Annotated in this window: 13 protein-coding genes; 6 read left to right on the top strand and 7 right to left on the bottom strand. The window is 60.6% G+C overall.

The features are described 5' to 3' along the window. Positions 1–19: 19 nt before the first annotated feature. The gene (locus CAL20_RS06800; RefSeq protein ID WP_094837496.1) at positions 20–739 is read right to left on the bottom strand and encodes a PIG-L deacetylase family protein; all 720 of its coding nucleotides are present in this window, start codon (positions 737–739) and stop codon (positions 20–22) included. 127 nt (positions 740–866) lie between these two features. Further along, positions 867–1,871, bottom strand: coding sequence for a Bug family tripartite tricarboxylate transporter substrate binding protein (locus CAL20_RS06795; protein WP_094822086.1), 1,005 nt, complete (start codon positions 1,869–1,871; stop codon positions 867–869). Positions 1,872–2,121: 250 nt separating this feature from the next. Between CAL20_RS06795 and CAL20_RS06790 the strand changes: the two genes are divergently transcribed. Beyond that, positions 2,122–3,021: a LysR family transcriptional regulator gene (locus tag CAL20_RS06790; RefSeq protein WP_094821523.1), complete on the top strand. Its 900-nt coding sequence runs from the start codon at positions 2,122–2,124 to the stop codon at positions 3,019–3,021. Positions 3,022–3,143: 122 nt separating this feature from the next. On the opposite strand, the gene CAL20_RS06785 is transcribed toward CAL20_RS06790, so the two are convergent. The 3 genes from CAL20_RS06785 to mog form a co-directional block, all read right to left on the bottom strand. Beyond that, positions 3,144–4,055 (bottom strand): M23 family metallopeptidase, encoded by a 912-nt coding sequence (locus CAL20_RS06785; RefSeq protein ID WP_094822087.1) that lies wholly within the window; start codon positions 4,053–4,055, stop codon positions 3,144–3,146. 47 nt (positions 4,056–4,102) lie between these two features. Then, positions 4,103–4,441 (bottom strand): hypothetical protein, encoded by a 339-nt coding sequence (locus CAL20_RS06780; protein ID WP_094821524.1) that lies wholly within the window; start codon positions 4,439–4,441, stop codon positions 4,103–4,105. Positions 4,442–4,649: 208 nt separating this feature from the next. Beyond that, complete coding sequence (gene mog, locus CAL20_RS06775; protein WP_094837528.1) at positions 4,650–5,285, bottom strand: molybdopterin adenylyltransferase; 636 nt, start codon at positions 5,283–5,285, stop codon at positions 4,650–4,652. A 133-nt stretch (positions 5,286–5,418) separates the two neighbouring features. Here mog and CAL20_RS06770 point away from each other — a divergent pair, with 133 nt between their 5' ends. Then, the gene (locus tag CAL20_RS06770; protein ID WP_094821525.1) at positions 5,419–6,897 is read left to right on the top strand and encodes an inorganic phosphate transporter; all 1,479 of its coding nucleotides are present in this window, start codon (positions 5,419–5,421) and stop codon (positions 6,895–6,897) included. A gap of 520 nt (positions 6,898–7,417) precedes the next feature. Here the strand turns inward: CAL20_RS06770 and CAL20_RS06765 are convergent. Next, positions 7,418–7,762 carry an AzlD domain-containing protein gene (locus tag CAL20_RS06765; protein ID WP_094822089.1) on the bottom strand — a complete coding sequence of 115 codons (345 nt, stop codon included), beginning with the start codon at positions 7,760–7,762 and terminating at the stop codon, positions 7,418–7,420. Beyond that, positions 7,762–8,478 carry an AzlC family ABC transporter permease gene (locus tag CAL20_RS06760; RefSeq protein ID WP_094837495.1) on the bottom strand — a complete coding sequence of 239 codons (717 nt, stop codon included), beginning with the start codon at positions 8,476–8,478 and terminating at the stop codon, positions 7,762–7,764. The genes CAL20_RS06765 and CAL20_RS06760 overlap by 1 nt, the downstream gene beginning before the upstream one ends. 222 nt (positions 8,479–8,700) lie before the next feature. On the opposite strand from CAL20_RS06760, the gene CAL20_RS06755 reads away from it, so the two are divergent. From CAL20_RS06755 to CAL20_RS06740, 4 genes are all read left to right on the top strand, one after another. Then, the gene (locus CAL20_RS06755; protein WP_094822090.1) at positions 8,701–9,186 is read left to right on the top strand and encodes a GNAT family N-acetyltransferase; all 486 of its coding nucleotides are present in this window, start codon (positions 8,701–8,703) and stop codon (positions 9,184–9,186) included. A gap of 25 nt (positions 9,187–9,211) precedes the next feature. Further along, positions 9,212–9,541, top strand: coding sequence for a DHCW motif cupin fold protein (locus CAL20_RS06750; protein ID WP_094821527.1), 330 nt, complete (start codon positions 9,212–9,214; stop codon positions 9,539–9,541). A gap of 168 nt (positions 9,542–9,709) precedes the next feature. Then, positions 9,710–10,360, top strand: coding sequence for a glutathione transferase (gene yfcF, locus CAL20_RS06745; protein WP_094837494.1), 651 nt, complete (start codon positions 9,710–9,712; stop codon positions 10,358–10,360). 258 nt (positions 10,361–10,618) lie between these two features. Then, on the top strand, positions 10,619–13,072 hold the full coding sequence (locus CAL20_RS06740) for a DUF3141 domain-containing protein (RefSeq protein ID WP_094821529.1): 2,454 nt from the start codon (positions 10,619–10,621) through the stop codon (positions 13,070–13,072). Positions 13,073–13,842 lie beyond the last annotated feature (770 nt).

The raw sequence follows: 13,842 nt of genomic DNA, 5'->3' as shown, positions 1-13,842 counted from the left end.
CCGACCCTGAGCCCTACGCTCAGGCCAGTTCCTCAGTCACTTGCGGGAACACGCGCTGATACGCCTCGGCATAGCGGATCTTCCGATCGGAGTTCCGCGAGGCCTGCGCACCACGCTGCAATGCCACGCGTGTGTAGTATTCCCACAGGTGCTCCTGCGCCGCCATCAATTCAAAAGCCTGGCGCTTTTTTTCCCAGACTTCAGAGATATCCAGCAGTACTTGCGGTTTCCACTCGCATTGCTCGGGCTGATGAGGCTCGAATAGAAATACGGGTGGCGCGCCCAATACGGGCGTGTCCGGCTCATGGCCATGCGCCTGCGCGATGACGCGAGCCTCCTGGGCCACATGCGTGGCCAGCGGATGGTCGAAGTTGTACGGATCGCGCTGCGAGTGTGTCAGCACGAATTCCGGACGCAGCTCGCGATAGATATCTGCCAGCTGAAACAAGGCCTCGTCGGATACGCGCAAGGGATAGTCTCCCAGATCCATAAAGCGAATGTTCGCACCCAGGATTTCCGCGGCGCGCTCTGCCTCGCGGCGGCGGTCTTCTTTGACGCGCGCCATGGTCATTCCAGGCTGTTTCCACAGCTTGGCCGATTCGCCCCGTTCGCCGAACGACAGACATACGACCGTCATCGTCCAGCCGCGCTTGGCATATAGCGCAATCGCTCCTCCCGCCCGCCAGACAAAATCCGCGGAGTGCGCGCTGACGACTAATCCTTGTTTCGATGTTTCCATGACAGACTCTCGCTATTGCTCATGTGTAAAGACTGTGATCGGCGCTGGCTGCGCCGATCATTCATAAAAGACCGTGCCCGAGGCTCACAGCATTGACCGTGCGTAAAGACAGTGGCCGCGTTTCTCATTAATCTGCCTTGATGCCGGCCTGCTTGATGACCTTGGTCCATTTCGCAGTTTCGTCGGCCACGAATGTTCCAAAGGCCGACGCGCTGCCTGGCGTTGCCGTCGCACCCAGGTCCGCCAGACGTTTTTGCACGCCGGGATCCTGCAAGGCTTGCTGCAGGGCCGCGTTTAACTGTTTCACAACGGGCTCCGGCATGTCTTTCGGACCTACCAGGCCCCACCATACTGTGGCAACAGCCTCGGGCAGGCCCAAAGACGCCGTTGTCGGTACCTGAGGCAACAAGGCCGTCGGCTGTGCATTCAATACCGCCAAGGGACGCAACTTGCCGGATTGAATATGCGAAACCACCTCCAGCGGGTTGATCGACATGAAATCAATGCGCTGTCCCAGCAGATCCGTAATCGCCGGTGCACCGCCCTTGTACGGCACATGCAGCGCGTCAAATCCGCCTTCGGCTTTGACCAGCTCGCTGGCCAGATGGCCGGAACTGCCGCTGCCCGCCGAGGCGTACGTCAGCTTGCCCGGATGGGATTTCCCATAGGCGATCAGATCCTTGAGGGTTTTGTTGGGCGACGCCTCGGGCACTACCACCACCAGCGGCGCGTAGCCGATGCTGCCGACCGGCGCAAAATCGTGCGCCGGATCGAAGGTCAGATTCGAGAACAGCGCTGCGTTGCTCGCCAAGGTGTTCGAAGCGGTGAGCAAGGTATAGCCATCGGCATCAGCCTGCGCGACGGCGGCCATGCCGATATTGGTGGCTGCGCCGGGACGGTTGTCCACGATGATGGGCTGGCCCAGGGCTGCGCCCATTTTTTCACTGACCAGCCGCGTCACGATATCCACGCCGCCGCCAGCGGCATAGGGCACGACGATACGAATCGGTTTATCCGGAAAATCGGCGGCGTAAACGGGGCCGCTAGATAACACCGCAGCAAGCCCAAGCACTGCCGCGACGCTGCGGCAGGCAGAGGTAAGCGCGATTTTGGCAAAGGATCCGCTCCACATCCTGCCAAGCCCTCGGGCAACACGCCCCGCAGGCATGGCAATGCGCACGGCGATCTGGTCTGAATATGGCTCAATCATGTGAGTCTCCTGATTTTATGACGTGATTTCATGGCGCCGCACGTCAATGTGGCGATGGAGGTTGCTGTCGCGGTCTATTGCCGACTGGCACCGGGTTGAAACATGATCGCCTGGCCCATTAATATCGTCCAATACCGTTTTTTCCATCTATTTATTTGGAAATCAAATAGCCATGGATTTTCGCCAGCTTCGCTATTTCGTCGCCGTCGCCGAAGAACTCAGCTTCAGCGGCGCGGCACGCCGCCTGCACGTCAGCCAACCGCCCCTCAGCCTGCAGGTCAAAGCGCTGGAAGAGGAATTGGGTTCGGCGCTGCTGAACCGCACCAATCGCAAAGTCGAGCTGACTGAGGCCGGATCACTGTTTCTGGAACAAGCCCGACATGCGCTGAGCTATCTGGACCGCGCCGGCGATGTGGTGCGTCAAGCCGCTCGTGGCGAGGCGGGCGAGTTGCGGATCTCGTTCACAGCCTCGGTCCCGATGTTCGAGGCCTTTCCGCACATCGTGCAGACATTTCGCGGACGTCACCCTGGTGCGCGCGCCGACCTGACGCATATGTCTACCGGCCAACAATTGCGGGCGCTGGCAGAGAAAACGGTGGATATTGGCTTTTTGCGCCCGTCGCCATTGTTCGAACCGCCCGCCAATATTGCGGTGTCGCAACTCTGGCAAGACCGGCTGGTGGCCGTGCTGCCGAGCGATCATCCGTTGGCCCGGCCGTGCCGACCGCTGCCTATGTCCGCGTTGGCTGATGAGTCATTTATCTTGTTCCCCCGCGGCCTGGGATGCGGGCTGTTTGAACACGTGACGGTCCTGGCCAGCCGGGCCGGCTTTGCGCCGCACGTCCGGCAAGAGGCGCGCGAAGGCGCCACCATTGTGGGTCTGGTCGCTGCCGGAATGGGAGTCTCTGTATTGCCAGAGACCTATATGAAAACCGGCATTCCCGGCGTCGCCTATTGCGAGCTCGCCACGCCCGATGCCGCCAGCCGGGTATTGCTGGCCTATCGTGCGGACGATCAGGCGCCGTTGCTCAGGCGCTTTCTGGATACCGCATTGCAAGAGAGTACGCACTGAAACACCGGCGTATCGCCACAGCCCCTGATGACCACCATGCGAGCCGGAGCGCCGCGGCTCACTGTGCCATTGCCCTGAGCGGCGCACGGCGCGGTCGGGAACGTACCAGTTGTACGCCGTGCTCAGCGCTTGTTCGCCGCGCCGATGAAGATAGCAGGATCGACCCGCGCATCGTTCAAACTGACGTTCCAATGCAGGTGAGGCCCTGTCGCGCGCCCTGTAGAACCGACTTTACCGACCACGGCGCCGCGTGCGACCTCATCGCCCACCTTGACGTCGATCGCCGACAAATGGCAGAACATGCTGATAAAGCCCTGTCCATGATCGACAAAAACCGTGTTGCCGTTAAAGAAAAAATTCCCGACAAGAACGACACGCCCGGCTGCGGGTGCTTTCACCGGCGTTCCGGTAGGCACGGCAAAATCCAGGCCCGAATGGGGATTGCGCTCTTCGCCATTGAAAAATCGCCGCAACCCAAAGGGGCTGGACAAACGTCCTCCGTCCACCGGGCGATCCAGAATCACATTGCTCGGTGTCACACCATCGCGATAGATGCGATAGGCGGAAACTTGCTCTTCGAGCTCGCGCTCAATGCGTTTCAGATCGTCGGGATTGGGAGACACCTGTCGCTTGTTTTTCAGCGTGATGTGCTGCGCAGCATATTCCTTGGTGCCGACATTGAACTGAGCCGCGGGACGGCCCTGCACTTGCAACGTTTGTGTCCCGGTTTTGGTGCCCAGAGGAATTCCGACCACGGCAATCCATTGTTGATCGCTGTCTCGAATGACCATGACGCGATGGCCGTTGAAGCTAGCCTGGGGCGCTTTATCTGCAGCCCCCAAGGGCACCACAGCCACGCCGCCCGGCACAGGCACGTCGAGCGTACGGCTGATGTAGCCCTGCGCCTGAGCAACCGCCGCGCAGCAAGCCGCAGCCAACAACGCCACCTGGCTCGCCAAACGAGCACACCTTTGCAGGATAGTGCGGCGGCCTGTCAGCGGACGAGTCGCCCGCGTCGGCGTTACGCGGCTCATCTTATGTCCAACCATCGCTTGCATCATCGTGCGGTAATTCACCATGTTTACAGGCACAGGTTTGCAGCCTCGGCCAACGCGGTGCTCGAGCGTTGAATACGTGTCGAGAGACTCGCGTCGGTCTTGCCTTTCCATGTCGTTGCCGTCAGCACGGCCTCGACGCCCATGCTGCCGTGCACGACCAACTCGTAGCCATTACGCACCGGCTGCCGCACGGCGTCCGTGCCCTGCCCCTTCCAGGCAGACGCCACGCATTGCACGTATTCCTCTGCGGGACGCGACGTCGATCCATAAAACACGGGCTCGCGTGCGGTGATGTCTTTTACGGAAGCACAACCCGCCAGGGCGCCGACACAAACCAAGAGCGCAGGGACTTTCAAATTCATGACACTGTATTCCAAGAAAAAAGCAGGACCCGGGCAACTATAGCGCACCACATGACGCATGGTCTGCGTGCTGTCGGTAGATGACGCGTCGAGTATGTCCGCAAGATCATGGTGTGCCGCATCGACTGGCCAATCGTCGAGCCGCAAAGCAGGCTGCCTGGCCGAGCCCACACCGCCGACGACCGCGCCCCGGTTCGCTTTGCAGGGTTCAGGCAGCAGGCTTGCGCAATGCTGACTTGGGCCGAAAGACTTTCACCACAGATTCGTGCGTTTCTGAATACGGCCCGCCGATCAGATCGATGCAATACGGCACAGCGGCGAAAACGCCCTGCACGACCACGCCGCCGGAGGCATCGCGCAGCCCCTCGAGGGTCTCTCGAATGGCTTTGGGCTGGCCGGGCAGATTGATGATCAATGCGGCATGATCCGCCGTCTCCCGGATGACAGCGACCTGCCGTGACAGAATCGCAGTGGGAACGAATTTCAGGCTGACTTGACGCATTTGCTCGCCAAAACCCGGCATTTCCTTGGTGGCCACCGCCAGCGTGGCCTCAGGGGTCACATCACGGCGCGCCGGACCAGTGCCGCCTGTCGTAAGGACCAGATCGCAGCCCACCACATCCACCAACTCAATCAGCGCGGCGGAAATGGCTGCGGCATCGTCGGGCACCAGGCGCTCAGACGCCTGCCAGGATGAGGACAGCGCAGTCCCCAGCCAATCTCGCAAGGCCGGCAGGCCCTCGTCCTGGTACACCCCGGACGAGGCGCGATCGGAAATCGAGACCAGACCCACAAGGAGGTCATCGGGATGGCGGCGGGCGAGAGGCTGGGCAGAGGTAGACATGGCGGCAAGCATGAAGGATGGATGGAAAAAGTGATGCTATCGCATTATGGACACCCCAGGGCGCGGCCAGTGACAGGTCACAAATCTGCAATAATTGCGCCTACGCTCACCGCCTCTTACCCCCTCCCCTCCCATGTTTCATCTCTTCTCTGGTCTGGATTTCTGGATTGGCGTCAGCCTGGTTCTGGCCCTGACATTCGTGTTGGCCTTCGAATTCATCAATGGCTTTCACGACACCGCCAATGCCGTCGCCACCGTCATCTACACCAAGGCCATGCCGCCGCATCTGGCTGTGATGCTGTCGGGAATTTTCAATTTTCTAGGCGTATTACTGGGCGGGGTCGGCGTTGCCTATGCCATCGTCCACTTGCTGCCGGTCGAATTGCTGATCAATGTCGACACCGGCCGCGGGCTCGCCATGGTGTTTGCCATGCTGGCAGCCGCCATCGCCTGGAATCTGGGCACATGGTATTTCGGCATCCCTGCCTCCAGTTCGCATACCTTGATCGGCTCGATCCTGGGTGTGGGTCTGGCCAATGCCCTGATGACCGATCTGCCGCTCGCCGCGGGCGTCAATTGGGGCAAGGCCATCGACATAGGCCTGTCGCTCGTCGCCTCGCCGATTGCCGGCTTTCTGGCAGCGGGATGCTTGTTGCTGCTATTCAAGCGCTGGTGGCCTGCCTCCAAAATGCACAAGACCCCGGAACAGCGCCGCGAACTCGACTCAAAAAAGCACCCTCCCTTCTGGAATCGTCTGATTTTGGTACTGTCGGCCATGGGAGTGAGCTTTGTCCACGGATCGAATGACGGCCAGAAAGGGATAGGCCTGATCATGCTGGTGCTGATCGGCATCGTGCCCGCGCAGTTTGTGCTGAACGAAAACAGCACCTCCTATCAGATCGACCGCACACGCGATGCCGCGACACACCTGAGCGCGTTCTATATGCGGCACCAGCCCACCCTGGACGACTTCCTGGCCATCTCCAAGAACAGGAACGAGAGCACGGATCTGCCCGAACAATTTCACTGCCATCCGCAGCTGACGCTGGCCACGATTGACGCTTTGCAAAACGACCTGCAGGGTGTCACACACTACGACGAGCTCTCGCCCGAAAAACGCATCACGGTGCGCCGCTATCTGCTGTGCCTGGACGACACGGCCAAGAAAGTCGCGGCCCTCGATGGCCTGGAAAGCCGTGATCGCGCAGACTTGCATCGGCTACGTGCGGACCTCACCGCCACCACCGAATATGCACCGTTCTGGGTCATCGTGGCAGTCGCCCTGGCCCTGGGCATCGGCACCATGGTGGGCTGGCGTCGCGTAGTGCTGACCGTCGGCGAAAAGATCGGCAAACAAGGCATGACCTACGCGCAGGGCATGTCGGCACAGCTCACGGCCGTGGCGGCCATCGGCATGGCTAACGTTTTCAGTTTGCCTGTTTCCACGACACACGTGCTGTCGTCCGGCGTGGCGGGGACGATGATTGCCAACAGAAGCGGCCTGCAGGGCAGCACCGTGCGCAATATCCTGCTGGCCTGGGTGCTGACCTTGCCGGCTTCGATGCTGTTGGCGGCGGCGTTATTCTGGATTGGCGTGCAGATTTCGGGGTAACCGAGAAGTACGCTAGGGAAATGTTCAGGGTTTCGTTCAGTACGTTCAGTACAGAGCATCTCTTTTAAGGCGTTCCTGCCGCGTACCGGAGTGCCGTGCCGGGCCTATCGCACGGACTCGCCCCATGAGCAGGGGGCTCGGCCTCGCTACGCGAGGCTAAATCCGCGCTCAACGGCCCGGCACGGCACTCCGGTACGCGACAGGAACTCACAGCAACGGCTGGCCTCGGATGCCGACTGCTTTGAACGTGGCTTGAAGATTACGCGAGCCGGGCATCGCTGGACAAAGGCCATGCCGGCCCGTAGAGCCCGCCGAACCTGCCTAGTCAGGCGGGGGGTAGTCGGCTGGGCATGTTTGAGTGGAGCGTAGCGGAGCGAGTTTGCCCAGCCGCCCCGCCTGACTAGGCAGGTGAAGGGAAGTCTGGCCGCGCAGGCGGCCAGACCGGGCGATAGGGCCGGCATGGCCTTTGTCCAGCGATGTCCGGCGTCTCAAGAACCCCACCCTCCCAACAATCAAACGCCTACCGCCCCACCACCAACAACAACCCCCCATACACAACCACCCCCACGATCACCGCCACCCCAGCATTCCCCAACCGACGCGCAGATAGGGCCGTCGCCAGTAATCCTCCCGCATAAGGCAAAATCTCGGACACCCCCGACAACGCCATCACATCAGGCATGATGACAGCCGTCGCAATGCCCGCCAGCAAAGCAGGCCCTAAAGCGGCCAAAGACGACCCCTCTGTCAGCCGCCGCAGCCATCGACTACGGCTCGAGAGCAAAAACGGCAACGCGCGCGTCAGGTAGGTAATGACAGCCATCGCAATAACGGCCACCCAGAAGTCAAGTTGGCTGCCTATCATCATGCGCTCTGCAATCGATGAGTCACGCACCCCACCACAGCGGCGGCCAAGATCGCGAGAGTCGTATGGCCCAGGGCGGAACATGCCGCGCCGACAAGCAGCGCAGCAATGATGGCGCCTCTCAGAGGACGCGTAACGCTTTGACAGACCAGGGCCAGGAACAGCGCCGGCAGGGCAAAACGCATGACCTGGGACAACATGGGAAAGTGATGCTCCAGACCATCACCGGCATAGACGCCCACGGCAGTGCCCGCAATCCAGGTCAACCAGGCGCCCAAACCGAGCAACGTCATCCATCGGTTTCGGTGCTCGGGAGAGACAGGTCCAATACGATTCAAGGCCGTGGCAAATACTTCGTCAGTCAGCAAAAACGCGAGCCTCAAGCGCGTTCCGAGCCGCTCGGGCAGAAAGCGCGAGAGCAACGGACCATACAGCAGATGGCGCGCATTCAGCAGCGAGCAAAGGGCGACAACCCATAGCCACGGCGTACCGGCCTTGATCGAGGCCAGCAGCAGAAACTGGCTGGCCCCTGCATAGACCAAGACCGAAATCAACACGACTTGTACAGGAGACAGCCCGGTAGACAACCCGGCCACGCCAAACGTCACGGCTACGGGAAAATAACCGATCATGATGGGCAGGCAGGCCTTTAAGCCCGCCCAGCCATTCCCACCCGGCAAAGCCAGATGCGGCTCTGGGACGGATGAATGGGGCATGGGAAAACTCCAATCGCAGCAAGTCAACGTATGCCGGCAGTTTACCTACTCGACGGCCGAACACGGTGCATCATCCAGTTCACAGCCCCTCGCGAGGCGGGGGAGCGTGGCTGCCGGCAATTTCGGACAAAAAGACCGCTGCAGCGGCACACGGCATAATGTGCTTCTGTACCTGTTCTGAGCTGCATCATTAGCCTGCAGCCGCCGATATTGGATGTCACCGTGCTAACCATCATCAATGCTGATTTCAACAACCCCGCTCATGGCGACATGGTCGTCTCGCTGCTGAACGAATACGCCGAAGGTCCCATGGGGGGCAATGAGCCGCTATCCGACTACACGCGCGCCAACCTGATTTCCGAGCTGGCAAAGCGCCCTACAGCAGGCGCGTTAATTGCTCTGAAAGACGACCAGCCAGCCGGCCTGGCAATCTACCTGGAAGGTTTTTCCACCTTTGCCTGTAAACCGCTATTGAATCTGCATGATTTCATGGTGTCCGAGCGATTTCGCGGACAGGGAATTGCGCAACAGCTGTTGGCGGCCCTGGATCAGACCGCGCTTGCGCGCGGCTGCTGCAAGATCACGCTCGAGGTATTGCAAGGCAATGAGGCTGCCAAAGCGCTTTATCGCAAGACCGGTTACCAAGGCTACGAATTGGCCAGCGACACCGGCCAAGCCATGTTCTGGCAAAAGAAAATAGCGGCATAGCACCGATAACGAGAGCGATCGCAACATGAAAATGCACGATATCCCGTTCGGCACCACCGATTGGCAAACGATCGAACCTACCGAACATCCCGGCGATACTGGCATGGCTTATTGGCGCACTTGCCAATTTGGCGATATCCGAGTGCGCATGGTTGACTATTCGGCGGGTTATCTGGCCGATCATTGGTGTAGCAAGGGGCATATCCTGCTCTGCCTGGAAGGCGAGCTGCACACGGAATTGGAAGACGGCCGGCGCTTTGTCTTGACCCCGGGCATGAGCTATCAGGTCGCCGATCAGGCCGAGGCGCATCGCTCGTCCACGCCCATCGGGGCGCGGCTGTTTATCGTCGATTGACGAACGGCAGCCGCACGGCGTGGGCGGAACACAACGCTCGCCCCGCCCTCAGCGGCACCCGGATGCCGTAACGGCGTGATTGCGTTACGCTGTGAACTGTGCTCGATAGTGGAAGCGGCCCGCTACAGCACTGCAGTTTGACTGGTTTGCCGCCACGGAAACTTTATCTTGTCGGATACGCTTGCCTCGCCCTTGACGCTCTACGTCGACGCCCAGTTCCTGAGCCCCTATGCCATGTCGGCCTATGTCGCGCTGAGGGAAAAAGGCCTGCCTGTCGAACTACGGCTGGTGGATTTGCAGGCGGGCGAACAGCGCATGGCGCCTTATACGAGCCGCGCCCCAACCTGTCGCGTCCCCGCCCTGACACACGATGCGTTTCACCTGACCGAATCCAGCGCCATCATCGAATATCTGGAAGACGTTTTTCCCGCACCCGAGTATCCGGCGCTCTACCCCGACACGCCCCAGTTGCGGGCGCGCGCGCGGCAGGTTCAAGCGTGGTTGCGCAGCGATCTGGCGGCCCTGCGCGATGCACGGCCGACGGATGTCGTGTTTCATGGCGCACACCCTGCCCCTCTCAGCGATGCCGCTCAGGCGGCAGCCGCAAAGCTGCTGCGTGTCGCGCAGACCCTGTTGCCAGAAGGGCAGACACTGTTATTCGGCTCGTGGACCATAGCAGACACCGAACTCGCCCTGATGCTGCGTCGGCTGGCAGGCGCCGATGAGCTGCCTACCGCCCTGCAAGCCTATGCGGACGCACAATGGCAGCGACCCGCGGTTCAAACTTGGCTGCAATTCAATCAAGACGCGCGGGATTGATGACGAATTGAGCTTCCGCCTGTCGGGGCAGGATCAGTGAATTGCGCCCGCAGCGACCGGAATTTCACGCATTCGGGACAGATTGACCTGTCCCTTTTTTGTGTGCGATTGATATTCACCGACGTGCCTCGGGGGATACCTGCAAACGAATGCAAACCGATGTTGCGTTGCAACATTTAATGCGCTGTAATTGGATCATTGATAACCCAATCTCGTCAGCGCAGCCGCGCCCGGCTAGCTGCTTTACCGGAGATCGCCGTGGCCAAACCTGCCAACGATCGCAACGCCCCCGCTTCTGTGCCATCCACCCCTTGGACGGCTGCTTACGACTACGCCGTTGATACCCTGCAACGCAGCGTGCTGTACGCCGACGTCATGCGTCAGCGGGGCAACCAGTATCACCGTCACATGGCCAAGCGCCATCCGAACGTACTCAGCATGAAATCCGAGCTGATACTCGATGGCCGCGAGCTCGACCGGCCGGTCAACTATGGCCTGCTGCGCATCCTGCCACCCGCAGATGTGCCAGTTGACCCGCAAAAACGGCCTTTTCTAGTCGTGGATCCACGTGCTGGCCACGGGCCCGGTATCGGAGGGTTCAAACCCGAAAGTGAGATCGGCGTGGCTTTGCGTGCCGGCCACCCGTGCTATTTCGCCTCGTTTCTGCCGCAGCCCACCAACACGCAAACCGTCGAAGACGTCATGCGCGCCGAGGCACGGTTCCTAGAGGAAATCATCGCGCGTCATCCCGAGTCCGAAGGCAAACCGGTAGTGATCGGCAATTGCCAGGCCGGGTGGCAAATCATGATGACGGCCGCCATGCGGCCCGAACTGTTCGGCCCTATCATCGTCGCCGGTGCTCCGTTATCGTACTGGGCAGGCTGGCGTGGCATGAACCCCATGCGCTACAGCGGCGGACTGCTGGGCGGCAGCTGGCTGACTGAAATGGCCAGCGATCTGGGCCAAGGACGCTTTGACGGCGCCTGGCTGGTGCAGAATTTCGAGAATCTCAATCCCGCCAATACGCTGTGGAGCAAGCAGTACAACCTGTATGCCAAGGTCGATACCGAGGCCTCGCGCTATCTGGATTTTGAACGCTGGTGGGGCGGCCACGTTTTTCTGAACGCGCCGGAAATCCAATACATCGTCGATAACCTGTTCATCGGCAATCGCTTGGCGACGGCGGGTCTAGTGACCTCGGATGGCATCCGCATCGACCTGCGCAATATTCGGTCGCCCATCATTGTGTTCTGCTCCAAGGGCGACAACATCACGCCTCCGCCTCAGGCGCTGGGCTGGATTCCCGACTTGTACCAGGATGATGCCGAAGTGCTGGCGCATGGCCAAACCATTGTGTACGCCGTACACGAGAGCATCGGGCACTTGGGCATTTTTGTGTCGGGCGCCGTCGCCCGCAAAGAACACCAGGAGTTCACAGCCAACATCGACTTGATCGATGTCTTGCCTGCTGGCATTTACCAGGCCGAGATCGCAGACAAGACGCCCGAGACGCTCAATGCGGACCTCGCCGAGGGCGATTATGTCGTATCGTTCGCGCGCCGCAAGCTCGACGACGTGCGTGCCATCGTGCAGCGCAACGAAGAAGACGACCGCCGCTTTGCCGCCGTAGCGCGGATTTCGGATATCAATCTGGGCCTGTATCGCAGCTTTGTCCAGCCCTGGGTCCGGGCGGCTGTGACACCCCAATCCGCCGAATGGATGCAACGCATGCATCCGCTACGCCTGCCCTACGAGCTGATTTCCGACGCCAACCCCTGGATCGCGCCGATAGCGCAGATAGCGGAACGAGCGCGCGAACATCGCCGTCCGGCCGATTCCACGAATCCCTTTGTCATGATGGAGCGCATGGTGTCCAGGAACATCGTGACCGGCCTGAATATGTGGCAAGAGTTGCGTGATGCGGCCGGGGAACAGATGTTCATGAACATCTATGGATCGCCCGTAGTGCAGGACTGGGCGGGCCTGGGCGCCAAGAAAGGCGTTGCCCCGCGCAATCATCCGGGTGTTTCTCCCGAACATCGGGCGTTCATGGAACAACGGGCAAACGAATTACGCAGCCAGTTGGATCAGGGCGGCGTATCCGAAGCCGCCATCCGCATGATGCTGTATGTCTCCAGCGCCGAAGGCAGCTTTGACGAGCGCAGTTTTGCCATGCTGCGCAAGTTGCGAGCAGACACCGATTCCGATCTGGCTTTGCAGGAATTCAAAGATCTCGCTCGCGACCAAGCTCTGATGATGCGTTTGGACCGCCAAGGCGCCTTGCAAGCCATGCCGAAGCTGCTCGAAGGCGCGTCGGCAGACGAGATCCGCAATGCATTTGGCACCATGCGCAACGTACTGGAAGCCACAGGTCCGCTGAGCGAGCGGGCTCGCGCCTGCCTCGAAGAAGTCGAAGCCATTTTCCGCGAAGCCGCACAGCGGGCGTTGGCGCATGAGGAAAAGGCGGTCAAGGCGAAATCGGATAGCAAGGCTGTCGCCAAGCGAGCAACAAAACCCGCGGCTAAGTCGGTCAAGTCAGCCACGGCCCCGGCCACAAGAAAGGCCGCGAAATCCGTTGCAGTTGCGGCGGCTCAGGCGGCTGCGGAAAACGTTGACACGGTATCGGCGGACACCTCCACAGCCAACCGCGCCTCCACGCGCACCGCAACACCACGGCGTCGGTCTACAGCGAGTAGACGTAGCGGCAAATAGGGAATCTTATTTGTAGGGCCCGAGACGCTGTGATTCGGGCTGGCCTTGGCGGTTGCTGATCGGGGTGATCAGGGGGGGCAGATTGAGGGGGAAGGTTTGGTACTTATGGACGTCGATGCGGGGCAGTGGCTGCGTGGGGGCTTCACGTGGCCGGTCCGGCGCCCTGCGCGCCGGACACCGTGTTCGCTCACCTCGTCCGCGCCTGCGCGCTCCCTACGGTGTCCGCTCCACTCGGCCACGAGGCGCCCCCACGCAGCCACTGCCCCGCATCGACTCGCAGTAACTCAAGCTCGTCACATCGCTGGCACGGTTTTTTTGCTTGGCATTTTTCTGCATCAGCCTGGGTGAAGAGAAAGATCTTGCAGGGCTGCGATTCACGGGTGCCCTGCACACCCGTGAATCGCGTTCGGGATCTGCATGCAACGGCTGTGGCACCGTTGCCGGGCAAAAGATCTCTCGAGTCACATTGACGTAATGCCACGCATGGCACTCGTTGTAGCGCCATCAGGATGAGCGCAAATCACGTCCGCGGCGATGAACTCTGACCCAGAGCACGGGCATGCTACGGATACGCAGCCAGAAAACCTGCGCTACGCATCATCGCCGCAAGTCTCACTCGCGGCCAAGCAGATCTTCCAACTAGGCACCACGCCACCCCGTCGCATGCCCGGACCGATCGCTTGAGGTGGCCGCGCAGGGCGGCCGCTGAAAGCAGCACCGCAAGATCTTTCTCTCTACCATTGCGGCGGCAGAAAAACGCCAAGCAAGAA

The organism is Bordetella genomosp. 4, assembly GCF_002261185.1.
In the GTDB taxonomy this organism is placed as follows: domain Bacteria; phylum Pseudomonadota; class Gammaproteobacteria; order Burkholderiales; family Burkholderiaceae_B; genus Bordetella_A.
The sequence above is the reverse complement of the archived record's forward strand: the minus strand, read 5'-3'. Positions and strand labels throughout refer to the sequence as shown.